Below are 23,062 nucleotides of genomic sequence, written 5' to 3'. Positions count from 1 at the left end.
GTATGAAAAGAAGCGAAAGGCTATCAAGGTCTCAACGTGAGACAAGTAGAGCCACACAGAATACACCCCATTATAATACTTATTACCAACCCGTAGGTACACCGCCAAGAAAAAGAAAAAGCAAAGGCTTATTTTTAAAATTACTTATTGGACTCATCATTGTGATAGCACTCTTCTTTGGTGTGATGTATGCATTGTCATCACGTGCCAATGTCGAGGACTTAAAAACAATTGAAAATAAATCTACATTTGTTCCAATCAATGATATGCCAGAATACACGAAAGGTGCTTTTATAGCCATGGAGGATGAACGATTCTATGATCATGGCGCATTCGATGTTAAAGGGATATTCAGAGCGTTATTTACGACATTAAGCGACCAATCGGTCCAAGGCGGCAGTACAATCAGCCAACAAGTTGTTAAAAACTATTATTATGGAAACGAACAAAGTTTTACGCGTAAAGTGAAAGAAATTTTGGTCGCATCGCGCATGGAAAGAGAATATTCTAAAGAAGAAATATTGAGTTTTTACGTAAATAATATTTATTTTGGCGACAATCAATATACAATTGAAAGTGCTGCAAATCATTACTTCGGCACAACGACGGTGGCACATAGTCAAAACATGCCAACGATTTCTGTGCTGCAAAGTGCAATTTTAGCAAGTAAAATTAATGCGCCAAGTGTCTATGACGTTAATAATATGTCGCAGAATTATATCAATCGTGTCAAAATCAATTTAGAGAAAATGAAACAACAAGGCTATATAAATGATCAACAATATAAAACTGCATTAGCACAGTTAGGTGTTTAATGCACATTTAGGCAATCAGTAGTTGAAACTGAATTGCCTTTTTCTATATCTGTTTATTTAGTGACGAACAATCATGATTACTCTGAAGGTAAAAGTTGATAATGCTATAAAAGTACTTGTATTTGTTTTACAATAAAGTACGACTACTGATATTAAGAGAAGAGGTGAGACCATGCCTAAAATTACAATGATTGAAGTACAAAAGAAAAATAAAGAACGCTTTAATTTATACTTAGATGGTGCATTTGAAATGGGTATCGATATGGATACTCTCGTACACTTTAATTTGAAAAAGGGCGATGTGCTCACTGCTGAAGATATGATGCATATTCAAAAGTATGAACACTATCGTTTAGGACTGCATTACGCAGTTCAATATCTGTCCTATCGTAAAAGAACAGAACAAGAAGTCATCACGCATTTACAGAAACATGAAATCAATGAAACAGCGATAGCCGAAGTGATTGCGTATTGTCATCAAGAAGGCTATATTGATCATCAAGATTATGCGGAAAGTTTAAAAAATACAATGATTCGTACGACGGATAAAGGTCCGGAAATTTATAAACAAAAACTCTATAAAGCGGGAATAGAAAAGAATATTATAGAGGACTATGGTGAACGTTACGAACAAGAACAACCACTAGATGATATCATTGCGCTGGCTGATAAACTCATGCATCAGAAGAAAGGGCCAATGAAGAAGCGGACGGATAAAGTCAAACAATCATTACTTCAAAAAGGTTATTCATTTGAAATGATAAATGAAGCCATGCAGGCTTTAGATTTTGAACCGGATACTGATGAAATTGATGCACTATTGCAAAAGGAATTGGAAAAAGTGTATCGTAAAAATGAACGTAAATATAGCGGTCAACAACTTGTGATGAAAACAATAGAAGCACTGCTCAGAAAAGGCTATGAGTATGATACAATTAAAGATAAATTAAGAGAAAGCGGGATTAGCGATGACTGAGAAAAGTTTAAGCGAAATGACTAAAAGTGAAATTTTAAATGAAATACAAAAATATAAAGAAAAAATGCGTAAAGCAGAAATGAACGGCATTTTAAACGAGTACGATGTCTACCGTACCAAAGTCATCATAGCGGAAAGTTACTTGGTAGATACAGACAAAATTGAATTCGGTAAACTTTATGAATTAAATGATGGTACGAAACGTTATATGCGTGTCGATCGTTTGAAAGGTGTCTTTGCATGGGGCAAAATCTTGCATAGCGGACTAAGTGAAGAAGGCATCCCAGTCGCATTATTAAAACTTTAGAAGGATGTAGAAATTATGGCGAGTTCGATTGTATTAAAATTACTGAATATAACACATTATTATCGTAAAAAGAATAGAAAAAAATGGTATCTCCCATATGGTTATGATGCTGAAGATATCGAGTTGAACAATGTGTCGCTTCACTTATATCAAGGCGAATCGTTAGGCATTATAGGAGAGCCAGGCGCGTCTAAAACATTAATCGGCAGAATTTTAGCGGGTGAAGTCAAACCGGATAAAGGGCGTATCAGACGAAACGGCAGTTTATACTTCGGAGATATTGAAGATAAACATTTACATGAAGAAACGGTAGCTGCTTTTGTTCAAAATGCGGTGGAACTTTTTACATATACAGCTTCTGGACACAAAGTCGAACAAATTTTGCGCTATGCTGATTTATTTGAACAAAAAGACAAGCCAGTTTATGAACTGACAGATCGTGCCTATGCACAATTAATTGTCAGTTTAGCACGTACTTCTAAAGCAGATATCATTATTTTCAACCATGTACTCAGTGAACTAGATGATTCATTTATGGATAAAGCTGTCGCTTTATCACAAGATTACATAGATGATGAACTGACGATGATCACGATTGATGATAACTTAGAAGTGATTCAAGCTGTGTGTAACTATGCGGTATGGGTTTCACATGGTCAATTACGTTTAGAAGGACCATTGAGTCGTGTGCTGCCTACATTTAGAGAACATGAGCGCGATCGCCAATCATTAAAAACTGACGAGGAAAAAGCGCAGTTTGATGTGGATTGGAAGAAAAAACGATCACGAATTCCTGAAATGTCCTACAACTTTAAGCGTGTTGAACGTTATAAACACGCAAAACCTACGCCTTTCCTTGCGCGCGTGATTGGTTGGAGTGTCTTGTTGCTGGTCGGTTTTATCTTTACAGCGGCATTATTGTTCAACAATTTAGGAATTGTACACTTCGCTCAAAATACAGAACAAAGTAAATTACAAGCACAGAAAAAAGGTGTCTTTGATGAAACATTGACGTATGGCATTGTGACGAATAAGGAAATAGAAGTGAAAGGTTTGGACAATTCTAATAAAGTAAAATTGCCGAAATACTCATTTGTGACCATTACGGGTGAAAATGATGATAAATATCGTCTTGTGATAGATGACAAAACATATGTAACAGGCAAAAATAAATTGTATCATTTCAATCCAGCAGGCTTGTATGAACGACATGGTAAAGATTCACTCGAAGATTATATGAAGTCTAACTATATTAACTATATTGATTTCTATAATAGTCATATCGGCCAATCACATAAAAAAGCAACTAAAAGTTTAGTTCCTGAACAAGACCAGCGTTTTGTGGCGCCGGTGACACAACAACCTGTAGATTTACTATTTAATGATACTGATCATTTAACAGGCTTTGTTTTCCCAATTGTTGATAAAGACAAATTGGTCGATAAGTTCGATATCAAAGGTGATTATTGGGTAACAAAATCTGGTAAGGGTTACTTTATCGCTGATTTGAAAGATAATAAATGGATTTATATAGAATTGTAGGTGAGACGTTTTGATCGATAAACTGATAAATTTTTATTATAGCTTGCCGCAAATGATTAGACATTTAACGGGCAGTTTGAAGCGGAATTGGAGATGGCTTGCGATTCCGCTTGCAGCTTCTGTATTATTATTACTCGTCATGTTGCTGTTGTTAAAAGTCATTAATGCGACAGAAGAAACACAAGCAGTGTGGTATTACCGTTTCATCGGGTTCATCACATTATCGTGGACACTGGTCACACTTTATTTCAACACAATGCGTTATCGCAGGGATTATTATGAATATAAAAATTATGACTATCCGACAGCCTTTAAAACAATCATCTATTCATTGATTTTTTCTCTAGGATTACTCATTTCTATCGCGATGGTTGTCCTTGTGAAACCGGTGAATTTAGACAGTTCTTTTTGGGCCATATTGTTTTATTGGGTAATGTGGAATATCTTTGTGATGATTGTGTCACAAGTTCTTGGTTTAGTAAGAATGATTAGTCGTTATCAAATTTTTGATATAACGCTTTATATCGTGTTTGCGTTGATGTTTATCATCGTACCAATCTTTTTCATTCCAACTGCACATAAATCAATTTGGATGCATATTTTAATGTTGAATCCATTGTTTTATCTTGTTTCTGGTATTGAAGAAGCTGTCATTATCGGTATAAATAGCTTAGGAAATATTCCTTACCATTTCTTCTTTATGGTTTGGTTGGGTATCGCCAGTTTATTACTGTATATTTTAAGACCGCATATTGCGTATGAGAAATTCAGAATGACGACACATCGTTCGATTCATTTGAAAAATACAGCTGAACCAGATAAAGTCAAAAACACAAATTTTGAGCAGTAAGCTATAAATGATATATACAAGATTTATGAATAAAGGCGTGCATAAATAAAACGAGAACAAAGTGTATAAAATACATTTTGTTCTCGTTCTTTTATTAATGGGCATATAGCTTTTTCATTAATTTTTGTTCGCTGAAGACCCAACCTGTATAGGAATGCGTGATGTTTAATGCTTGATTTAGGTGGACAATCGCAACGAAAGAGTAGTGATCTTTGTTTAAGTAACGTAAGTCAATGAAGCGGACTTCAAGAATATTATCACTTAAACGACGTGTATCCCATCTGTAAATAGATGAAAAGTTTAAAAATGCTTTGATGTTAGGGTCATTACGTAATACTTTCATTAACGCCTCATCAGGGAAAGGCTGTCGTTTAACTTTATCTGCGAAGACCACATTTGTTCCATAACTGCGTCCAACATAATCATGTGTTTGTGTTTGAACCGCGACACGCCATTCCATAAACTTCATAGTAGGTGCGACAAAGACTTTGACAAGGTGGGCGTCATCTTGGCTGCTGACCATACGTAAAACACGTTTTCTAATCGTCGCTTGGAAAATAAAACGTACAATGTAATAAATGACCAACACAATGAAAATTGGAATATAAACTGCAAAGGCGTTTAAACCGAAAGCCCAAAGGACGATACCTAAACACCATAAAATAAAGATATATGGATCAAAGGTATTGATAACACTCAATTGAATCCATTTATTTGAGAATGGTCGTAAAGCTTGGGTTCCATAAGAGTTGAAAATATCTACAAAGACGTGTAAAAAGACCGCAAGTTGTGCCCATAACCAAATATGCAATGGATTGATATGGCTGAAGAATGTAAATATGAGTAAAGTAATGAGTATCGGCCATAATATAGTAAAAGGTATTGAATGTGTGATACCTCTATGATTAGATATATAAGCAGCATTGTTTTTTAGTTTTAATACAGTGTCGCTGTCAGGAATCAATGAACCTGCGATTAATGTTGTCGCAGCAGCACCAAAGTGATCTGACAGGGTGGGGTCATGCATGGCGAGCGCGGTAAGCCCGATGCCCATGACAATGTGTGTACCTGTATCCATAATTGTTCACTCATTTCAATTATTCTTACATATAGTATAAAACATATTGACAAATAACTAAATCAATTCATCTTTAAAAAAGGTTGAGTTGACGAGAGAGAAGGAGTACTGTTTTTTGATGAAACATCAAAAAAGTTTCAAAAAAGATTTATTAGATTGGTTTGAAACCAATCAACGTGAAATGCCGTGGCGTGAAACAACCAATCCGTATTATATCTGGATAAGTGAAGTCATGTTGCAGCAAACACAAGTCAAAACGGTGATTGATTATTATCATCGTTTTACAGAACGCTTCCCGACTGTGGAAGATTTAAGTGAAGCATCTCAAGATGAAGTTCTAAAATATTGGGAAGGACTGGGTTATTATAGTCGTGCACGAAATTTTCATCATGCTGTTCAAGAAGTTGCGACGAAATATAATGGACAAGTCCCAAGCAATCCGGATTTGTTTGCGCGATTAAAAGGGGTAGGTCCTTATACGCAAGCAGCAGTGATGAGTATTGCGTTTGATTTACCTTTACCAACTGTTGATGGTAATGTATTTCGTGTTTGGTCTCGTTTAAATAATGATTTCAGCGATACGACAAAACAATCCGTACGAAAAAAGTTTGAACAAGAATTACGTCCCTATGTGCAAACTAACGCAGGTCAATTCAATCAAGCCATGATGGAACTAGGCGCATTAATCTGCACACCAAAGTCGCCACTTTGTTTACTTTGTCCGGTGCAGAGCCATTGTGCTGCATTAGAAGAAGGTACAGTTGATGCGTTGCCAGTTAAACCGAAAAAGATTAAGAAGAAAACGATTAAGCAGAACTGTTATGTCATTTATAACCAAAATCATGAAGTGCTGATTGAACAGCGCACGGAAAAATTATTGCATGGCATGTGGGAATTTCCAATGTATGAAGCGGTACATAGTGAAGAACAGCTGCATGATTTACTACAACAAGATGTTTCCATCAGCGATGAACCGATATTTACGTTAAAACATCAGTTCACACATTTAACATGGGATATTCAAGTGTATCAAGTTGATGATGTCATAGATGCGTCAGAGATTACGTTAGATGAACAATTTTTGTGGATGCGTCTCGAGGATCGCGATGCATATAATTTCCCGGCATCTATGCATAAAGTTATGAACTATTTAACTAAAAAGTAGTTTAGTCTGAGTTTAAAATGGCGTTATGTTATAATTGGGAATGTGAAAAATAGCCAGGAGGAGGTGTGGAACATGGTAAAAGAGTCCATACCGAAAGAAGGAGAACGGATTAAAATTCAAAGTTACAAGCACGATGGCAACATTCATAGAGTCTGGTCAGAAACTACGATATTGAAAGGGACAGACCATGTTGTGATTGGAGGCAATGACCACACGCTTGTAACCGAAAGCGATGGACGTACATGGATTACTAGAGAACCAGCTATTGTTTACTTCCACTCGGAATATTGGTTTAATGTCATCTGTATGTTCAGAGAAGACGGTGTTTACTATTATTGCAACTTATCTTCACCTTTTGTGTGTGATGAGGAAGCATTGAAATATATTGATTATGATTTAGATATCAAAGTTTATCCGAACGGGAAGTATCATTTGTTGGATGAAGATGAATATCAGCAACATATGCAGCAAATGAATTATCCAAAAGATATTGATGCGATTTTACGCAGGAACGTTGATATCTTACAACAATGGATTGAACAAAAGAAAGGCCCATTTGCGCCTGACTTTATTAAAGTTTGGAAAGAACGATTTAAAAAATTAAGACAAGGTTAGCGTATCAAGCAGAATGCTTTATTACGGCTTGTGTTTTTAATTATAATAACTGAGGTATGAATAACAATCTTAATACGAGGTTGGGACATCACGTGGTAATGTCTCGCCTCGTTGATTTATTTCACGTTATAAATACAAATAGGATAGAAAGGGAGGATTGCCTCAATGATACGCAGGTATTTAAAGTTTGTTAAGCCGTATAGATGGCGGATAGCAGCTACCATTATCATTGGTATCATTAAATTCGGCATTCCGATGTTGATTCCATTATTAATAAAATATGTTATTGATGATGTTATCAACAATCCGAGCATGGGCATGCAATCGAAATTGAGCCACTTGGGTATCGCAATCGGGATTGCCTTTTTTATATTTGCAATTGTACGTCCACCAATAGAGTATATGCGCCAATATCTTGCACAGTGGACCAGCAACAAAATTCTTTATGATATTCGTAAGCGGCTTTATGATCATCTACAAGCCCTCAGCGCACGCTTTTATGCCAATAATAAAGCAGGCGAAGTGATTTCACGTGTGATTAATGACGTTGAACAAACGAAAGACTTTATCTTAACTGGGCTGATGAATATTTGGTTAGACTGTGTGACGATTATTATCGCATTGTCTATCATGTTTGTGCTTGATGTTAAATTAACATTGGCAGCGATGGTTATATTCCCGTTCTACATTTTAACGGTCTATTACTTCTTCGGAAGATTACGTAGTTTAACACGTGAAAGATCACAAGCTTTAGCAGAAGTGCAAGGTTTCTTGCATGAACGTGTTCAAGGTATTTCAGTCATTAAAAGTTTTGCGATTGAAAAAAATGAAGCACAAAACTTTGATAAGAAGAATAGTAAATTCTTAAATCGTGCCTTTAAACATACACGTTGGAATGCGTATTCATTCGCCGCAATTAATACTGTAACTGACATTGGTCCGATTATTGTTATTGGTGTCGGCGGTTATTTAGCGGTTACAGGTTCTATAACAGTGGGTACGTTAGCAGCTTTCGTCAGCTACTTAGAACAACTCTTTGGACCTTTACGTCGTTTAGTATCTTCATTTACAACATTGACACAAAGTTTTGCGTCAATGGACCGTGTTTTCCATTTACTAGATGAAGATTATGATGTCAAAGACGAACCGTGTGCGAAACCGATTAAAATTACAGAAGGCAATATCTCATTAGAGCATGTATCATTTAGATATAATCCACATGCACCGAAAGTATTGGATAATATTTCATTAAATGTCAATCATGGAGAAACCGTCGCATTTGTCGGAATGTCCGGTGGCGGTAAATCCACATTGATTAATTTGATTCCGCGTTTCTATGATTCCACAGATGGGACAATCACCATCGATGGTTATAACATCAAAGATTTCTTATTATCCAGCTTGCGTGAACAAATTGGTTTAGTCCAGCAGGATAATATCTTGTTCTCAGATACTATCAGAGAGAATATCTTGTTAGGTAAACCAGGTGCAAGTGATGAAGAAGTGATTGAAGCGGCGAAACTCGCAAATGCACATGATTTCATTATGAGTTTGCCTGAAGGTTATGAAACTGAAGTAGGGGAACGTGGTGTGAAATTATCTGGCGGTCAAAAACAACGTATTTCACTGGCACGTATCTTCTTAAATAATCCGCCGATTATTATTTTAGATGAAGCGACAAGTGCTTTAGACCTAGAGAGTGAAGCAATTATTCAAGAAGCATTAGCACATTTAAGCGAAAATAGAACCACATTAATCGTTGCGCATCGTTTGTCTACGATTACGCATGCAGATAAAATTGTTGTGGTTGAAAATGGACAAATTATTGAAGTGGGTACGCATCAAGAGTTATTAGCTAAACAAGGTGCATACCACCATCTCTACACAATTCAAGATTTATAATAAAGAAAGAGCAGAAACGCACCTCAGCTGAGAGGTATGTTTCTGCTCTTATTTTTATAAGTCTAAGTCTTCTTCTTCAATTTCAATATTTGAGTCATCTGTATGATATTTGAAATAACTTAAAACTAAACGGTCTAAGTGTTCTAAATCATAACTGAATTCTTCAATCGCAGAGATAATCTGCATCACATTTGAAATTGAATACTCAGATGTTTCAGTGTTTAGAAGCATTTCATTTCTAAATGCATCCAATAATTCAATTTTTTGCGGAATGTCTACAGGTGCTTGGAAGTTATCAAAGTCGTGCCTTGCTTTTTGTGCAATACTTAACATGATTTGATCATATGAAGTCATTAAATCGTCTAATTCAAATTTAATTTGTAATTTGAGTTCAGTACTCATATTATGCAAATCGTGTTGATAACGATGCATGCGTCTTAAAACATCATAGGCACTTTTCGTCGTTGTGACCACTTGTTTAAAGATGATTTTCTTACGATTTAGTTCTGGCCAGTTTTTTCTGAAGAAAGGACGTTCTTCTTTATAGTAATTAAACAATTGTTCGAGGTTCTTTAAACGCTCTTTAATACTCTTCGTATCTTCTTTAACGTGGTAGAACTCAGTCGTATCATTAATAACTAATTTAATCCAAATGAAAATATCTGAAGCGATATTCATTGAATTATAATACAGTTTAGTTTCGTATTTAGGTGGGAAGAAAGCTACATTGACAGTAAAAGCACTGAAAACACCAATCATCACTAAAACGAAACGATAAAAGGCTGATGCATAGAAGTTACCTGTTTCGCCGCCTTGTCCCATGATGATGAGGGCAGTAACAGTAGCTAAAGTTGCAACATGTTGCAGTTTGATTTGGAATAACAACGCAATTAACACAATTACTGTTGCACCCATGATAATAATATTATCGCCAAACAAACTGACCATCGATACAGATAAAATGGCACCGATTAAGTTACCTTGAAACTGTTCTTTTATCGTTTTATAAGAACGATATACACTTGGCTGCATTGCTACAATTGCACCAATACCGGCTACGGTAGGAATCCCTGCACTTTTTGGCAGTAATGATGCAATTAACATTGCTAGGACAATCGCAATACCTGTTTTAAATATTCTTGCACCTAGTTTCAAATGAGCGTGCTCCTTTTTTCTATTTATGCACATTAGTTCGAGAATAACTTCCCGAACAAAAACGTATATTAAAGTTTATACACTGAATCAGTATGTTTTTCAAGTTTATTTCATTTGAGAGAAGGCATAGTCTGCAGCACGTAATGTTTCATCAATATCTTCGTCTGTATGTTCTGTTGTTAAGAACCATGCTTCGAATTTAGATGGTGCTAAGTTGATACCTTGATGCAACATTAATTTAAAGAATTTAGCAAAAGCATCACCATCAGAATTCTCTGCTTGGTCATAATGTGTAACTTTCTCATCTGTAAAGTAAAGTGTTAATGAACCATAGACACGATTGATAGTTGCTGTGATGCCATGTTTTTTGATTAGTTCATTTAAACCGTCTTCTAATTTTTTACCAAGACGATCTAATTTATCATAGACGCCTTCTTGTTCTAATACTTCTAATAAAGCAATACCTGCTTTCATTGAAAGTGGGTTACCTGCCATAGTACCTGCTTGATATGCGGGACCTAAAGGCGCAACTTGTTCCATAATATCTTGACGTCCGCCGTAACCGCCGATTGGTAAACCGCCGCCGACAATTTTACCGAATGCTGTTAAGTCCGGATAAACATTAAGCAAGTCTTGTGCTGCACCATAGTGGAAGCGGAAAGCTGTGATGACTTCATCATAAATCACTAAGCCGCCATATTGATGTGTAATTTCATTGACTTCTTCAAGGAATCCAGGAAGCGGTTCAACCATTCCGAAGTTACCGATAATTGGTTCAACTAAGACTGCAGCGATTTGATCGCCCCAATGTTTCATTGCTTCTTTGTAAGATTCGATATCATTAAATGGTACAGTGATGACTTCTTGTGCAACACTCTTAGGTACGCCGGCTGAATCTGGTGAACCTAATTGAGAAGGGCCGCTGCCTGCTGCAACAAGTACTAAATCAGAATGGCCATGATATGAACCTGCGAATTTAATGATTTTATCGCGATTAGTATACGCACGTGCGACACGGATTGTTGTCATGACTGCTTCAGTACCAGAGTTGACAAAACGCATTTTTTCTAATGATGGAATAGCTTCACGTAATTTTTTAGCAAACTCGATTTCTAATTCAGTTGGTGTACCATATAACACACCTTTAGCTGCTTGTTCTTGAATCGCTTTAGTAATATGTGGATGTGCATGTCCTGTGATAATCGGACCATACGCTTGTAGATAATCAATATAACGATTTCCATCTACATCGTATAAGTATTGTCCTTTACCTTCCTTCATTACTACCGGAGCACCGCCGCCAACTGCTTTATAAGAACGAGAAGGGGAGTTGACACCGCCAAGGATATATTCGTTAGACAAACTCTGAAGACGTTCGCTTTCAGTAAATTTCATGATTTATCAACCTCTTTTAATTTAATATTTCCGTTTACTATCGTATCATATAATTAACTATAAGAAGAAAAAGGTGAGCATATGTTGAAAAAAGGAGACAAATTCCCTGAATTTGCATTAGAAAATCAAGATGGAGAAGTCATTACTAACGACACAATCAAAGGCAGAAAGGCAATTCTTTATTTCTATCCAAGAGATAATACACCAGGATGCACAACTGAAGCTTGCGACTTCCGTGATAACATGGCAATGTTTAATGATTTAGATATTACAGTTTACGGAATTAGTGGAGATTCTAAAAAGAAACACCAAAACTTTATCGCAAAGCATGATTTGAATTTCGACTTACTTGTGGATGAAGATTATAAATTATCTGAAGCAACAGGCGTTTATCAATTGAAAAAAAGTTTTGGTAAAGAATCTATGGGCATTGTAAGAACAACTTTTGTTGTAGATGAAAATGGTGTCGTAGAACATGTGATTGAAAAAGTAAAAGTTAAAGAACAAATGGATCAATTAAAAGAAATGTTGGGGTGAAGTGCGTGAAGGTTCTTTCATTAAATAGACTAAAAGACTCTGAGCAGTTATTGGAAGAAACTTTTCCAGAAGTTGAATTTGTATTTCATAAAAATGTAGATGAAATAAAAGAACAAGATAAACAAGACGCAGAGGTTGTCATTGGTTATAGTGGCAAAGCTGATCAAGCTTTCTTTGAAGGTATGCCGAATTTAAAATTTGTGGCATGGTATGCTGCAGGTGTAAATTCATTACCATTAGAGTATTTTGCTGAACGTGATATTGTGCTGACAAATGCATCAGGTATCCATGCAAAACAAATGAGCCAGTTTGTGTTTGCTTATATTCTTGATGATTATAAACAAATGCGAGTATCTAGACATAATCAAGAGAATAAAGTTTATGATTCGAAAATTACTGGCAGACGTGTAGATGGAGATACAATACTTTTATTAGGTACAGGTAATATCCCGCAACAGATCGCAAAACTTGCACGCGCATTTGAAATGAACATTATTGGGATTAATACGACTGGGCATGAAGTTGAAGGATTTGATGAAGTATATCCTTTAAGTGAACTTGATGAAGTGTTGCCTAAAGCGGACATTGTGGTTAATGTTTTACCTGAAACTGAATCCACGTATTATTTATTAAAGGATAAACAATTTGATGCGATGAAGGAATCTGCATTATTCATTAATATTGGCAGAGGTACTATTGCATCAGAGGAAACGATAGTAAACGCATTGAAAGAGAATAAAATCCGTCACGCTTATTTAGATGTATTTGAAAAGGAACCCTTATCAGAAGATAATCCACTTTATGATTTAGACAATGTGAGCATTACTGCACATATTACAGGAAATGGTAAAGAGAACTTCAAAGAGGCATCTCAAATATTTATTAGGAATTTCAAACAATTCTTAAACAATGGAGATGTTATTGAGAATAAAGTAGATTTATCAAAAGGTTATTGATAAAACAGTGTGCTAACATTGACATTTCAGTGGTTCTACCGTTATATTAATATTAAGTAATAATTATTATTAAGTAGAAAGACGGTGGATTAGATGAGTGCAGAAATGGAATCTATTGAGCATCAATTAGAGGACTCTATTGCATCTTTAAGAAATGCCGGAATCAGAATTACACCGCAAAGACAAGCCATTCTTAGATTTTTGATTTCAAGTAAAACTCATCCAACAGCAGATGAAATTTATCAGGCACTGTCACCAGATTTTCCAAACATAAGTGTTGCGACGATATACAATAACTTACGCGTGTTTAAGAAAACAGGAATTGTGAATGAACTGACTTACGGAGATGCATCTAGTCGCTTTGATTTTAATACACATAATCATTATCACGTCATTTGTGAGAATTGCGGTAAGATAGTAGATTTTCACTATCCGCAATTACATGAAGTTGAACAATTAGCTCAACATGTGACCGGTTTTAAAGTGTCACATCACAGAATGGAAATTTATGGATTATGTCCAGAATGCCAAAGTAAAGAACAATAACATTATTACCAATTAAAGGGAAAGCTGAATGTCGTTTGGACATTCAGCTTTTTTAATTACCATTTGATCGCAAGAGTTTTAATGTAATGTAAAGAGATGAAAACAATAAGAATATATAATTTAAATTACAGAACGAAGTATAACTACACACAAATGGTAAGAAAGTTAGTCGCGTAATTACACCATATACAGCAATAATCTCATATGAATGAAAACGTGCGCGCTTGTAGTAATTTTATACAATTTTTATTATAGAAAATTATTGACTCTTAACAGAAGGCTTGATATGATGAATAGGTCGTTGAAACGGCGCAGTAAATTAAACATTGAGTTTTAAAAGTTTGAATTAAAAACTTTAACAAAGTGTAAATTTTACTATTGATTAACAACAAGAAACATTATAGAATAGTTATTGTTGAAAAAAACGAAACAAGTTACTTCGAAAAAATATTTTTAAAAAGTACTTGACTTCGAAATTCATAAGCAGTATAATTGATTGTTGTAACGCGAAAAAATGAACATTGAAAACTGAATGACAATATGTCAACGTTAATTCCAAATTAACAAACGTCTTAAGACGTTTTAAAACAATTAGTTTTTATGAGCTAGTCAAACATCATAAATTATTATGGAGAGTTTGATCCTGGCTCAGGATGAACGCTGGCGGCGTGCCTAATACATGCAAGTCGAGCGAACAGATAAGGAGCTTGCTCCTTTGACGTTAGCGGCGGACGGGTGAGTAACACGTGGGTAACCTACCTATAAGACTGGGATAACTCCGGGAAACCGGGGCTAATACCGGATAACACATAAAACCGCATGGTTTTATGATGAAAGACGGTTTTGCTGTCACTTATAGATGGACCCGCGGCGTATTAGCTAGTTGGTAAGGTAACGGCTTACCAAGGCAACGATACGTAGCCGACCTGAGAGGGTGATCGGCCACACTGGAACTGAGACACGGTCCAGACTCCTACGGGAGGCAGCAGTAGGGAATCTTCCGCAATGGGCGAAAGCCTGACGGAGCAACGCCGCGTGAGTGATGAAGGTCTTCGGATCGTAAAACTCTGTTATTAGGGAAGAACAAGGATGTAAGTAACTGTGCATCCCTTGACGGTACCTAATCAGAAAGCCACGGCTAACTACGTGCCAGCAGCCGCGGTAATACGTAGGTGGCAAGCGTTATCCGGAATTATTGGGCGTAAAGCGCGCGTAGGCGGTTTTTTAAGTCTGATGTGAAAGCCCACGGCTCAACCGTGGAGGGTCATTGGAAACTGGAAAACTTGAGTGCAGAAGAGGAAAGTGGAATTCCATGTGTAGCGGTGAAATGCGCAGAGATATGGAGGAACACCAGTGGCGAAGGCGACTTTCTGGTCTGCAACTGACGCTGATGTGCGAAAGCGTGGGGATCAAACAGGATTAGATACCCTGGTAGTCCACGCCGTAAACGATGAGTGCTAAGTGTTAGGGGGTTTCCGCCCCTTAGTGCTGCAGCTAACGCATTAAGCACTCCGCCTGGGGAGTACGGCCGCAAGGCTGAAACTCAAAGGAATTGACGGGGACCCGCACAAGCGGTGGAGCATGTGGTTTAATTCGAAGCAACGCGAAGAACCTTACCAAATCTTGACATCCTTTGATAACTCTAGAGATAGAGCTTTCCCCTTCGGGGGACAAAGTGACAGGTGGTGCATGGTTGTCGTCAGCTCGTGTCGTGAGATGTTGGGTTAAGTCCCGCAACGAGCGCAACCCTTAAGCTTAGTTGCCAGCATTAAGTTGGGCACTCTAAGTTGACTGCCGGTGACAAACCGGAGGAAGGTGGGGATGACGTCAAATCATCATGCCCCTTATGATTTGGGCTACACACGTGCTACAATGGACGGTACAAAGGGCAGCGAACCCGCGAGGTCAAGCAAATCCCATAAAGCCGTTCTCAGTTCGGATTGTAGTCTGCAACTCGACTACATGAAGCTGGAATCGCTAGTAATCGTAGATCAGCATGCTACGGTGAATACGTTCCCGGGTCTTGTACACACCGCCCGTCACACCACGAGAGTTTGTAACACCCGAAGCCGGTGGAGTAACCTTTTAGGAACTAGCCGTCGAAGGTGGGACAAATGATTGGGGTGAAGTCGTAACAAGGTAGCCGTATCGGAAGGTGCGGCTGGATCACCTCCTTTCTAAGGATATATTCGGAACAGTTTCGTAGGAAACTGAAACGGAATAACGTGACATATTGTATTCAGTTTTGAATGTTTATCATTCAATTTTAAATGGGCCTATAGCTCAGCTGGTTAGAGCGCACGCCTGATAAGCGTGAGGTCGGTGGTTCGAGTCCACTTAGGCCCACCATTTAAAATTCATATATGGGGGCTTAGCTCAGCTGGGAGAGCGCCTGCTTTGCACGCAGGAGGTCAGCGGTTCGATCCCGCTAGTCTCCACCATTATTATTTGTACATTGAAAACTAGATAAGTAAGTAAAATAGATTTTACCAAGCAAAACCGAGTGAATTAGAGTTTTAAAAGCTTTATTCATTTAAATGAATCGCTAGTAATCAATTGCCGATGGCAAGCGATTACTCACAATATTAATAACGTGATTAAGTTATTAAGGGCGCACGGTGGATGCCTTGGCACTAGAAGCCGATGAAGGACGTTACTAACGACGATATGCTTTGGGTAGCTGTAAGTAAGCGTTGATCCAGAGATTTCCGAATGGGGGAACCCAGCACAAGTTATGTTGTGTTATCGACATGTGAATACATAGCATGTCAGAAGGCAGACGCGGAGAACTGAAACATCTTAGTACCCGCAGGAAGAGAAAGAAAAATCGATTCCCTGAGTAGCGGCGAGCGAAACGGGAAGAGCCCAAACCAATGAGCTTGCTCATTGGGGTTGTAGGACACTCTATACGGAGTTACAAAGGAATAAATTAGACGAATCACCTGGAAAGTTGAACCAGAGAAGGTAAAAGTCCTGTAGTCGAAAGTTTATTCTCTCTTGAGTGGATCCTGAGTACGACGGAGCACGTGAAATTCCGTCGGAATCTGGGAGGACCATCTCCCAAGGCTAAATACTCTCTAGTGACCGATAGTGAACCAGTACCGTGAGGGAAAGGTGAAAAGTACCCCGGAAGGGGAGTGAAAGAGAACTTGAAACCGTGTGCTTACAAGTAGTCAGAGCCCGTTAATGGGTGATGGCGTGCCTTTTGTAGAATGAACCGGCGAGTTACGATCTGATGCAAGGTTAAGCAGCAAATGTGGAGCCGCAGCGAAAGCGAGTCTGAATAGGGCGTTGAGTATTTGGTCGTAGACCCGAAACCAGGTGATCTACCCTTGGTCAGGTTGAAGTTCAGGTAACACTGAATGGAGGACCGAACCGACTTACGTTGAAAAGTGAGCGGATGAACTGAGGGTAGCGGAGAAATTCCAATCGAACCTGGAGATAGCTGGTTCTCTCCGAAATAGCTTTAGGGCTAGCCTCAAGTGATGATTGTTGGAGGTAGAGCACTGTTTGGACGAGGGGCCCCTCTCGGGTTACCGAATTCAGACAAACTCCGAATGCCAATCAATTTAACTTGGGAGTCAGAACGTGGGTGATAAGGTCCATGTTCGAAAGGGAAACAGCCCAGACCACCAGCTAAGGTCCCAAAATATATGTTAAGTGGCAAAGGATGTGGTATTGCCCAGACAACTAGGATGTTGGCTTAGAAGCAGCCATCATTTAAAGAGTGCGTAATAGCTCACTAGTCGAGTGACACTGCGCCGAAAATGTACCGGGGCTAAACATATTACCGAAGCTGTGGATTGTCCGTAGGACAATGGTAGGAGAGCGTTCTAAGTGCGTCGAAGCATGATCGCAAGGACATGTGGAGCGCTTAGAAGTGAGAATGCCGGTGTGAGTAGCGAAAGATGGGTGAGAATCCCATCCACCGATTGACTAAGGTTTCCAGAGGAAGGCTCGTCCGCTCTGGGTTAGTCGGGTCCTAAGCCGAGGCCGACAGGCGTAGGCGATGGATAACAGGTTGATATTCCTGTACCACCATTTATCGTTTTAAGCGATGGGGGGACACAGTAGGATAGGCGAAGCGTGCTGTTGGAGTGCACGTCTAAGCAGTGAGACTGAATGGTAGGCAAATCCGCCATTCTTAAGGTTGAGCTGTGATGGGGAGAGGAAACATGTTTTCCTCGAGTCGTTGATTTCACACTGTCGAGAAAAGCCTCTAGCTAGATAACTGGTGCCCGTACCGCAAACCGACACAGGTAGTCAAGATGAGAATTCTAAGGTGAGCGAGAGAACTCTCGTTAAGGAACTCGGCAAAATGACCCCGTAACTTCGGGAGAAGGGGTGCTCTTTAGGGTTCACGCTCTGAAGAGCCGCAGTGAATAGGCCCAAGCGACTGTTTATCAAAAACACAGGTCTCTGCTAAACCGTAAGGTGATGTATAGGGGCTGACGCCTGCCCGGTGCTGGAAGGTTAAGAGGAGTGGTTAGCTTCTGCGAAGCTACGAATCGAAGCCCCAGTAAACGGCGGCCGTAACTATAACGGTCCTAAGGTAGCGAAATTCCTTGTCGGGTAAGTTCCGACCCGCACGAAAGGCGTAACGATTTGGGCACTGTCTCAACGAGAGACTCGGTGAAATCATAGTACCTGTGAAGATGCAGGTTACCCGCGACAGGACGGAAAGACCCCGTGGAGCTTTACTGTAGCCTGATATTGAAATTCGGCACAGCTTGTACAGGATAGGTAGGAGCCTTAGAAACGTGAGCGCTAGCTTACGTGGAGGCGCTGGTGGGATACTACCCTAGCTGTGTTGGATTTCTAACCCGCACCATTGATCATGGTGGGAGACAGTGTCAGGCGGGCAGTTTGACTGGGGCGGTCGCCTCCTAAAGTGTAACGGAGGCGCTCAAAGGTTCCCTCAGAATGGTTGGAAATCATTCATAGAGTGTAAAGGCATAAGGGAGCTTGACTGCGAGACCTACAAGTCGAGCAGGGTCGAAAGACGGACTTAGTGATCCGGTGGTTCCGCATGGAAGGGCCATCGCTCAACGGATAAAAGCTACCCCGGGGATAACAGGCTTATCTCCCCCAAGAGTTCACATCGACGGGGAGGTTTGGCACCTCGATGTCGGCTCATCGCATCCTGGGGCTGTAGTCGGTCCCAAGGGTTGGGCTGTTCGCCCATTAAAGCGGTACGCGAGCTGGGTTCAGAACGTCGTGAGACAGTTCGGTCCCTATCCGTCGTGGGCGTAGGAAATTTGAGAGGAGCTGTCCTTAGTACGAGAGGACCGGGATGGACATACCTCTGGTGTACCAGTTGTCGTGCCAACGGCATAGCTGGGTAGCTATGTATGGACGGGATAAGTGCTGAAAGCATCTAAGCATGAAGCCCCCCTCAAGATGAGATTTCCCAACTTCGGTTATAAGATCCCTCAAAGATGATGAGGTTAATAGGTTCGGGGTGGAAGCATAGCGATATGTGGAGCTGACGAATACTAATCGATCGAAGACTTAATCAAATTTCAAGTTTTGATTGGTCGAATTGAAATTTACTTACTATCTAGTTTTGAATGTATAATACATTCCATTGTCTGGCGACAATGGCAAAGAGGTCACACCTGTTCCCATGCCGAACACAGAAGTTAAGCTCTTTAGCGCCGATGGTAGTCGGACTTACGTTCCGCAAGAGTAGGACGTTGCCAGGCAATCTATATTTGGAGAATTAGCTCAGCTGGGAGAGCATCTGCCTTACAAGCAGAGGGTCGGCGGTTCGAACCCGTCATTCTCCACCATTTAAATAGCCGGCCTAGCTCAATTGGTAGAGCAACTGACTTGTAATCAGTAGGTTGGGGGTTCAAGTCCTCTGGCCGGCACCATCTCAAGAGCCATTAGCTCAGTTGGTAGAGCATCTGACTTTTAATCAGAGGGTCAGAGGTTCGAATCCTCTATGGCTCACCATTTTAACGCGGGTGTGGCGGAATTGGCAGACGCACTAGACTTAGGATCTAGCGCCTTACGGCGTGGGGGTTCGACTCCCTTCACCCGCATATGCAGAAGTAGTTCAGCGGTAGAATACAACCTTGCCAAGGTTGGGGTCGCGGGTTCGAATCCCGTCTTCTGCTCCATTTTTTTGCCGGGGTGGCGGAACTGGCAGACGCACAGGACTTAAAATCCTGCGATAAGTGATTATCGTACCGGTTCGATTCCGGTCCTCGGCACCATAAATATTATAAAGATGCGCCCGTAGCTCAACTGGATAGAGCGTTTGACTACGGATCAAGAGGTTATGGGTTCGACTCCTATCGGGCGCGCTTATTTTCTACGGGAAGTAGCTCAGCTTGGTAGAGCACTTGGTTTGGGACCAAGGGGTCGTAGGTTCGAATCCTGTCTTCCCGATAACCTTAGAAAAAGGATTGTTAAATGAATATGGGGGCTTAGCTCAGATGGGAGAGCGCCTGCTTTGCACGCAGGAGGTCAGCGGTTCGATCCCGCTAGTCTCCACCATATTTAATTACAACATAAACCTATACAATGGCGGTGTAGCTCAGCTGGCTAGAGCGTACGGTTCATACCCGTGAGGTCGGGGGTTCGATCCCCTCCACCGCCACTAATTATTAGTTGTAAAATTATTTAGGACCTTTAGCTCAGTTGGTTAGAGCTAACGGCTCATAACCGTTCGGTCGCAGGTTCGAGTCCTGCAAGGTCCATATAATTTTTTTGGAGGAATACCCAAGTCCGGCTGAAGGGATCGGTCTTGAAAACCGACAGGGGCTTAACGGCTCGCGGGGGTTCGAATCCCTCTTCCTCCGCCATTTATTTTATAAAAATATTATTATCGCGGGATGGAGCAGTTCGGTAGCTCGTCGGGCTCATAACCCGAAGGTCGGTGGTTCAAATCCGCCTCCCGCAATTTTATTATGTAGGTCCCGTAGTGTAGCGGTTAACACGCCTGCCTGTCACGCAGGAGATCGCGGGTTCGATTCCCGTCGGGACCGCCATTCATTAATTTCATTATGGTTCAGTAGCTCAGTTGGTAGAGCAATGGATTGAAGCTCCATGTGTCGGCAGTTCGACTCTGTCCTGAACCATATTTGCCGGCCTAGCTCAATTGGTAGAGCAACTGACTTGTAATCAGTAGGTTGGGGGTTCAAGTCCTCTGGCCGGCACCATCTCTGGAGGGGTAGCGAAGTGGCTAAACGCGGCGGACTGTAAATCCGCTCCTTCGGGTTCGGCAGTTCGAATCTGCCCCCCTCCACCATCTTATTTAAATAGGGGCATAGTTCAACGGTAGAATAGAGGTCTCCAAAACCTTTGATGTGGGTTCGATTCCTACTGCCCCTGCCATGGCGACTGTGGTGAAGTGGTTAACACATCGGATTGTGGTTCCGACATTCGTGGGTTCGATTCCCATCAGTCGCCCTTTATTATTAATGGGCTATAGCCAAGCGGTAAGGCAACGGACTTTGACTCCGTCACTCACTGGTTCGAATCCAGTTAGCCCAGTTACTTTTGGCGGCATAGCCAAGTGGTAAGGCCAAGGTCTGCAAAACCTTTATTCACCGGTTCAAATCCGGTTGCCGCCTCCATGAATTATGCGGGAGTAGTTCAACTTTTAGAACACGTTCCTTCCCGGAACGAGGTATAGGTGCAAATCCTATCTTCCGCTCCATATATTTTATTTAATGCGGGAATAGTTCAACTCTTAGAACACGTTCCTTCCCGGAACGAGGTATAGGTGCAAATCCTATTTTCCGCTCCATTTTTTATTTTCTGCGGGAGTAGTTCAACTTTTAGAACACGTTCCTTCCCGGAACGAGGTATAGGTGTAAATCCTATCTTCCGCTCCATATTAAGCCGGCGTGGCGGAATTGGCAGACGCGCGGGACTCAAAATCCCGTTCCAGCTAATGGAGTGCCGGTTCGACCCCGGCCGCCGGTACTAGCCAATTAAGAAGAGTATAACTACTGATGACTCAGTGTTTATACTCTTTTTAATTGGTTTTTTTGCGTTTTATCTCCAAATATACCAGTTAAACAGCATTGCTTCGCGTTTAATTTCTATTTCATATTGTTATTTTGTGAAAAATATCATATGATTAAACAATAGTTAAAGAACGGAGGAAAAAGTAATCTTATGGCTAAATCAGAGTTAAACGCAAAAGTGTTTTTTAGTAATATTTTGAATGCGGTCGGCGCAGGGGTTGTTGTAGCCTTATTACCGAATGCATTACTTGGTGAAATTCTTAAGTTTTTCATGAACGGTAATCATTATTTAGAATCTATTTTCCAAATTGTTATAGCGATTCAGTCATTTATGGCATTTATTATTGGTGTTCTAGCAGCACATCAGTTTAAATTTAGTGGACCATCAGCTGTAATGGTCGGTACTTCAGCAATGATTGGTTCTGGTGCACTTCAATTTACTTCTAAAGGATTAGGGTTAAAAGGAATCGGCGATATTATTAATATCATCATCGTCGTTATGATTGCATGTTTGCTGATTATTTTATTAAGCGGCAAATTAGGTTCCCTTGAAATGATCGTATTGCCAGTTGTCATTCCTGTCGTTTCAGGATTTATCGGTTTAGTTATTTTGCCTTATGTATCACATATCACAAAAGCATTAGGCGCAATGATTCATATGTTTACTGAATTAAATCCTTTACTAATGAGTATATTAATTGCGATGACATACGCATTACTAATGGTAACACCAATTTCATTAGTTGCGATTGCCACTGCGATTTCATTAACTGGCTTAGGCAGTGGTGCAGGTAACTTAGGTATTGTGGCTGCATGTGTGACATTTATTTGGGGTTCATTACCTGTCAATAAAGCAGGTGTAAACATTGTGTTAATCATTGGTGCAGCGAAAATGATGATTCCTGTTTACTTCAAACATTTAATTATCGCAGTGCCACTTGCGTTAAACGGCTTAGTAGCTGGATTAGTCGCATATTTCTTCAAAGTTCAAGGAACGCCAATGTCAGCAGGGTTCGGCTATACAGGGCTAGTAGGACCTATCAATGCATTTAACCGTATGGAAGGTGATCCGATGATGAATATTATCTTCTTATTCCTAGGATACTTTGTGATTCCATTTGGGGCCGGCTTTATTATCCATCAATTGTGTAAGAAGTTCTTACCTGGATATAGTAGTGACATTTACAAATTTGATATACCAAAACAATAACACTTCAACCTTGTTCAAATACGAACAAGGT

General features: G+C 39.9%; 15 protein-coding genes, 27 tRNA genes and 3 rRNA genes. 42 read left to right on the top strand and 3 right to left on the bottom strand.

Annotated elements, in window-relative coordinates:
* The first annotated feature begins 2 nt into the window (after nucleotides 1–2).
* The 5 genes from sgtB to ACFCT9_RS05180 all read left to right on the top strand — a co-directional run bounded on the left by sgtB (nucleotide 3) and on the right by ACFCT9_RS05180 (nucleotide 4,490).
* Nucleotides 3–815: a monofunctional peptidoglycan glycosyltransferase SgtB gene (gene sgtB / locus ACFCT9_RS05200; RefSeq protein WP_412521372.1), complete on the top strand. Its 813-nt coding sequence runs from the start codon at nucleotides 3–5 to the stop codon at nucleotides 813–815.
* 172 nt (nucleotides 816–987) lie between these two features.
* Nucleotides 988–1,791, top strand: a complete 804-nt coding sequence (gene recX / locus ACFCT9_RS05195) for a recombination regulator RecX (protein ID WP_412521371.1) — start codon at nucleotides 988–990, stop codon at nucleotides 1,789–1,791.
* Complete coding sequence (locus ACFCT9_RS05190; protein ID WP_002481649.1) at nucleotides 1,784–2,098, top strand: YfhH family protein; 315 nt, start codon at nucleotides 1,784–1,786, stop codon at nucleotides 2,096–2,098. Before recX ends, ACFCT9_RS05190 begins: the two co-directional genes overlap by 8 nt.
* Nucleotides 2,099–2,113: 15 nt before the next feature.
* Nucleotides 2,114–3,640: an ATP-binding cassette domain-containing protein gene (locus ACFCT9_RS05185; protein ID WP_412521370.1), complete on the top strand. Its 1,527-nt coding sequence runs from the start codon at nucleotides 2,114–2,116 to the stop codon at nucleotides 3,638–3,640.
* Between the two features lie 52 nt (nucleotides 3,641–3,692).
* Nucleotides 3,693–4,490, top strand: coding sequence for a hypothetical protein (locus ACFCT9_RS05180; protein ID WP_412521369.1), 798 nt, complete (start codon nucleotides 3,693–3,695; stop codon nucleotides 4,488–4,490).
* A gap of 94 nt (nucleotides 4,491–4,584) precedes the next feature.
* Here the strand turns inward: ACFCT9_RS05180 and ACFCT9_RS05175 are convergent, their stop codons facing one another.
* Nucleotides 4,585–5,568, bottom strand: a complete 984-nt coding sequence (locus ACFCT9_RS05175; RefSeq protein ID WP_412521368.1) for a metal-dependent hydrolase — start codon at nucleotides 5,566–5,568, stop codon at nucleotides 4,585–4,587.
* A 118-nt stretch (nucleotides 5,569–5,686) separates the two neighbouring features.
* Between ACFCT9_RS05175 and mutY the strand changes: the two genes are divergently transcribed.
* The 3 genes from mutY to ACFCT9_RS05160 all read left to right on the top strand — a co-directional run bounded on the left by mutY (nucleotide 5,687) and on the right by ACFCT9_RS05160 (nucleotide 9,250).
* Nucleotides 5,687–6,733 carry an A/G-specific adenine glycosylase gene (gene mutY / locus ACFCT9_RS05170; protein WP_412521619.1) on the top strand — a complete coding sequence of 349 codons (1,047 nt, stop codon included), beginning with the start codon at nucleotides 5,687–5,689 and terminating at the stop codon, nucleotides 6,731–6,733.
* Nucleotides 6,734–6,805: 72 nt separating this feature from the next.
* Nucleotides 6,806–7,348, top strand: a complete 543-nt coding sequence (locus ACFCT9_RS05165) for a DUF402 domain-containing protein (RefSeq protein ID WP_412521367.1) — start codon at nucleotides 6,806–6,808, stop codon at nucleotides 7,346–7,348.
* 165 nt (nucleotides 7,349–7,513) lie between these two features.
* Nucleotides 7,514–9,250 carry an ABC transporter ATP-binding protein gene (locus ACFCT9_RS05160; protein WP_412521366.1) on the top strand — a complete coding sequence of 579 codons (1,737 nt, stop codon included), beginning with the start codon at nucleotides 7,514–7,516 and terminating at the stop codon, nucleotides 9,248–9,250.
* Nucleotides 9,251–9,304: 54 nt separating this feature from the next.
* Here ACFCT9_RS05160 and ACFCT9_RS05155 read toward each other — a convergent pair whose 3' ends face one another.
* Nucleotides 9,305–10,405, bottom strand: coding sequence for an FUSC family protein (locus ACFCT9_RS05155; protein WP_412521365.1), 1,101 nt, complete (start codon nucleotides 10,403–10,405; stop codon nucleotides 9,305–9,307).
* A 105-nt stretch (nucleotides 10,406–10,510) separates the two neighbouring features.
* Nucleotides 10,511–11,800: a glutamate-1-semialdehyde 2,1-aminomutase gene (locus ACFCT9_RS05150; protein ID WP_412521363.1), complete on the bottom strand. Its 1,290-nt coding sequence runs from the start codon at nucleotides 11,798–11,800 to the stop codon at nucleotides 10,511–10,513.
* Nucleotides 11,801–11,881: 81 nt separating this feature from the next.
* Between ACFCT9_RS05150 and bcp the strand changes: the two genes are divergently transcribed.
* The 34 genes from bcp (at nucleotide 11,882) to ACFCT9_RS04980 (ending at nucleotide 23,031) form a co-directional block, all read left to right on the top strand.
* The gene (gene bcp / locus ACFCT9_RS05145) at nucleotides 11,882–12,337 is read left to right on the top strand and encodes a thioredoxin-dependent thiol peroxidase (RefSeq protein ID WP_412521361.1); all 456 of its coding nucleotides are present in this window, start codon (nucleotides 11,882–11,884) and stop codon (nucleotides 12,335–12,337) included.
* 5 nt (nucleotides 12,338–12,342) lie between these two features.
* On the top strand, nucleotides 12,343–13,293 hold the full coding sequence (locus tag ACFCT9_RS05140) for a phosphoglycerate dehydrogenase (RefSeq protein ID WP_412521359.1): 951 nt from the start codon (nucleotides 12,343–12,345) through the stop codon (nucleotides 13,291–13,293).
* Between the two features lie 93 nt (nucleotides 13,294–13,386).
* Nucleotides 13,387–13,839, top strand: a complete 453-nt coding sequence (gene perR, locus ACFCT9_RS05135) for a peroxide-responsive transcriptional repressor PerR (RefSeq protein WP_412521357.1) — start codon at nucleotides 13,387–13,389, stop codon at nucleotides 13,837–13,839.
* A gap of 625 nt (nucleotides 13,840–14,464) precedes the next feature.
* Nucleotides 14,465–16,016: ribosomal RNA gene (locus tag ACFCT9_RS05130) — 16S ribosomal RNA — on the top strand.
* Between the two features lie 95 nt (nucleotides 16,017–16,111).
* Nucleotides 16,112–16,188 (top strand) — tRNA-Ile (locus ACFCT9_RS05125).
* Between the two features lie 16 nt (nucleotides 16,189–16,204).
* A tRNA-Ala gene (locus ACFCT9_RS05120) sits at nucleotides 16,205–16,280 on the top strand.
* Nucleotides 16,281–16,434: 154 nt separating this feature from the next.
* Nucleotides 16,435–19,358 (top strand): 23S ribosomal RNA (locus tag ACFCT9_RS05115).
* Between the two features lie 71 nt (nucleotides 19,359–19,429).
* A 5S ribosomal RNA gene (rrf, locus tag ACFCT9_RS05110) occupies nucleotides 19,430–19,544 on the top strand.
* The 16S, 23S and 5S rRNA genes sit together here with 27 tRNA genes alongside, the layout of an rRNA operon.
* Nucleotides 19,545–19,555: 11 nt before the next feature.
* Nucleotides 19,556–19,631, top strand: a tRNA-Val gene (locus tag ACFCT9_RS05105).
* A gap of 8 nt (nucleotides 19,632–19,639) precedes the next feature.
* Nucleotides 19,640–19,715, top strand: a tRNA-Thr gene (locus tag ACFCT9_RS05100).
* Between the two features lie 6 nt (nucleotides 19,716–19,721).
* Nucleotides 19,722–19,797: transfer RNA gene (locus tag ACFCT9_RS05095), tRNA-Lys, on the top strand.
* Nucleotides 19,798–19,804: 7 nt separating this feature from the next.
* Nucleotides 19,805–19,886: transfer RNA gene (locus ACFCT9_RS05090), tRNA-Leu, on the top strand.
* A 3-nt stretch (nucleotides 19,887–19,889) separates the two neighbouring features.
* Nucleotides 19,890–19,964, top strand: a tRNA-Gly gene (locus tag ACFCT9_RS05085).
* 7 nt (nucleotides 19,965–19,971) lie between these two features.
* A tRNA-Leu gene (locus ACFCT9_RS05080) sits at nucleotides 19,972–20,060 on the top strand.
* Nucleotides 20,061–20,076: 16 nt separating this feature from the next.
* Nucleotides 20,077–20,150: transfer RNA gene (locus ACFCT9_RS05075), tRNA-Arg, on the top strand.
* Nucleotides 20,151–20,161: 11 nt separating this feature from the next.
* Nucleotides 20,162–20,235: transfer RNA gene (locus ACFCT9_RS05070), tRNA-Pro, on the top strand.
* Nucleotides 20,236–20,267: 32 nt separating this feature from the next.
* Nucleotides 20,268–20,343: transfer RNA gene (locus tag ACFCT9_RS05065), tRNA-Ala, on the top strand.
* A 29-nt stretch (nucleotides 20,344–20,372) separates the two neighbouring features.
* A tRNA-Met gene (locus ACFCT9_RS05060) sits at nucleotides 20,373–20,446 on the top strand.
* Between the two features lie 26 nt (nucleotides 20,447–20,472).
* Nucleotides 20,473–20,546, top strand: a tRNA-Ile gene (locus tag ACFCT9_RS05055).
* A gap of 12 nt (nucleotides 20,547–20,558) precedes the next feature.
* A tRNA-Ser gene (locus ACFCT9_RS05050) sits at nucleotides 20,559–20,651 on the top strand.
* A 24-nt stretch (nucleotides 20,652–20,675) separates the two neighbouring features.
* Nucleotides 20,676–20,749 (top strand) — tRNA-Met (locus ACFCT9_RS05045).
* A gap of 12 nt (nucleotides 20,750–20,761) precedes the next feature.
* Nucleotides 20,762–20,837, top strand: a tRNA-Asp gene (locus ACFCT9_RS05040).
* 17 nt (nucleotides 20,838–20,854) lie between these two features.
* Nucleotides 20,855–20,927 (top strand) — tRNA-Phe (locus tag ACFCT9_RS05035).
* A gap of 5 nt (nucleotides 20,928–20,932) precedes the next feature.
* Nucleotides 20,933–21,008: transfer RNA gene (locus ACFCT9_RS05030), tRNA-Thr, on the top strand.
* A gap of 5 nt (nucleotides 21,009–21,013) precedes the next feature.
* Nucleotides 21,014–21,097: transfer RNA gene (locus tag ACFCT9_RS05025), tRNA-Tyr, on the top strand.
* Between the two features lie 12 nt (nucleotides 21,098–21,109).
* A tRNA-Trp gene (locus ACFCT9_RS05020) sits at nucleotides 21,110–21,183 on the top strand.
* A 2-nt stretch (nucleotides 21,184–21,185) separates the two neighbouring features.
* A tRNA-His gene (locus ACFCT9_RS05015) sits at nucleotides 21,186–21,258 on the top strand.
* Between the two features lie 12 nt (nucleotides 21,259–21,270).
* Nucleotides 21,271–21,342: transfer RNA gene (locus ACFCT9_RS05010), tRNA-Gln, on the top strand.
* An 8-nt stretch (nucleotides 21,343–21,350) separates the two neighbouring features.
* Nucleotides 21,351–21,425 (top strand) — tRNA-Cys (locus ACFCT9_RS05005).
* An 8-nt stretch (nucleotides 21,426–21,433) separates the two neighbouring features.
* A tRNA-Gly gene (locus ACFCT9_RS05000) sits at nucleotides 21,434–21,508 on the top strand.
* A 15-nt stretch (nucleotides 21,509–21,523) separates the two neighbouring features.
* Nucleotides 21,524–21,598, top strand: a tRNA-Gly gene (locus ACFCT9_RS04995).
* 13 nt (nucleotides 21,599–21,611) lie between these two features.
* A tRNA-Gly gene (locus tag ACFCT9_RS04990) sits at nucleotides 21,612–21,686 on the top strand.
* A gap of 6 nt (nucleotides 21,687–21,692) precedes the next feature.
* Nucleotides 21,693–21,777, top strand: a tRNA-Leu gene (locus ACFCT9_RS04985).
* A gap of 195 nt (nucleotides 21,778–21,972) precedes the next feature.
* The gene (locus tag ACFCT9_RS04980) at nucleotides 21,973–23,031 is read left to right on the top strand and encodes a PTS transporter subunit IIC (RefSeq protein ID WP_412521355.1); all 1,059 of its coding nucleotides are present in this window, start codon (nucleotides 21,973–21,975) and stop codon (nucleotides 23,029–23,031) included.
* Nucleotides 23,032–23,062 lie beyond the last annotated feature (31 nt).

The sequence above is a fragment of the Staphylococcus simulans genome, assembly GCF_047037175.1.
Lineage (GTDB): Bacteria > Bacillota > Bacilli > Staphylococcales > Staphylococcaceae > Staphylococcus > Staphylococcus simulans_C.
Note: the sequence above shows the minus strand (reverse complement) of the source record. Positions and strands in the feature narration are given on the sequence as shown.

Coding starts and splice junctions, on each gene's coding strand:
- bcp (WP_412521361.1), top strand. CDS start 11,882: ATGTTGAAAAAAGGAGACAAATTCCCTGAATTTGCATTAGAAAATCAA.
- perR (WP_412521357.1), top strand. CDS start 13,387: ATGAGTGCAGAAATGGAATCTATTGAGCATCAATTAGAGGACTCTATT.
- mutY (WP_412521619.1), top strand. CDS start 5,687: ATGAAACATCAAAAAAGTTTCAAAAAAGATTTATTAGATTGGTTTGAA.
- ACFCT9_RS05185 (WP_412521370.1), top strand. CDS start 2,114: ATGGCGAGTTCGATTGTATTAAAATTACTGAATATAACACATTATTAT.
- ACFCT9_RS05160 (WP_412521366.1), top strand. CDS start 7,514: ATGATACGCAGGTATTTAAAGTTTGTTAAGCCGTATAGATGGCGGATA.
- ACFCT9_RS05180 (WP_412521369.1), top strand. CDS start 3,693: ATGATTAGACATTTAACGGGCAGTTTGAAGCGGAATTGGAGATGGCTT.
- ACFCT9_RS05190 (WP_002481649.1), top strand. CDS start 1,784: ATGACTGAGAAAAGTTTAAGCGAAATGACTAAAAGTGAAATTTTAAAT.
- ACFCT9_RS05150 (WP_412521363.1), bottom strand. CDS start 11,800: ATGAAATTTACTGAAAGCGAACGTCTTCAGAGTTTGTCTAACGAATAT.
- sgtB (WP_412521372.1), top strand. CDS start 3: ATGAAAAGAAGCGAAAGGCTATCAAGGTCTCAACGTGAGACAAGTAGA.
- ACFCT9_RS05165 (WP_412521367.1), top strand. CDS start 6,806: ATGGTAAAAGAGTCCATACCGAAAGAAGGAGAACGGATTAAAATTCAA.
- ACFCT9_RS05175 (WP_412521368.1), bottom strand. CDS start 5,568: ATGGATACAGGTACACACATTGTCATGGGCATCGGGCTTACCGCGCTC.
- recX (WP_412521371.1), top strand. CDS start 988: ATGCCTAAAATTACAATGATTGAAGTACAAAAGAAAAATAAAGAACGC.
- ACFCT9_RS04980 (WP_412521355.1), top strand. CDS start 21,973: ATGGCTAAATCAGAGTTAAACGCAAAAGTGTTTTTTAGTAATATTTTG.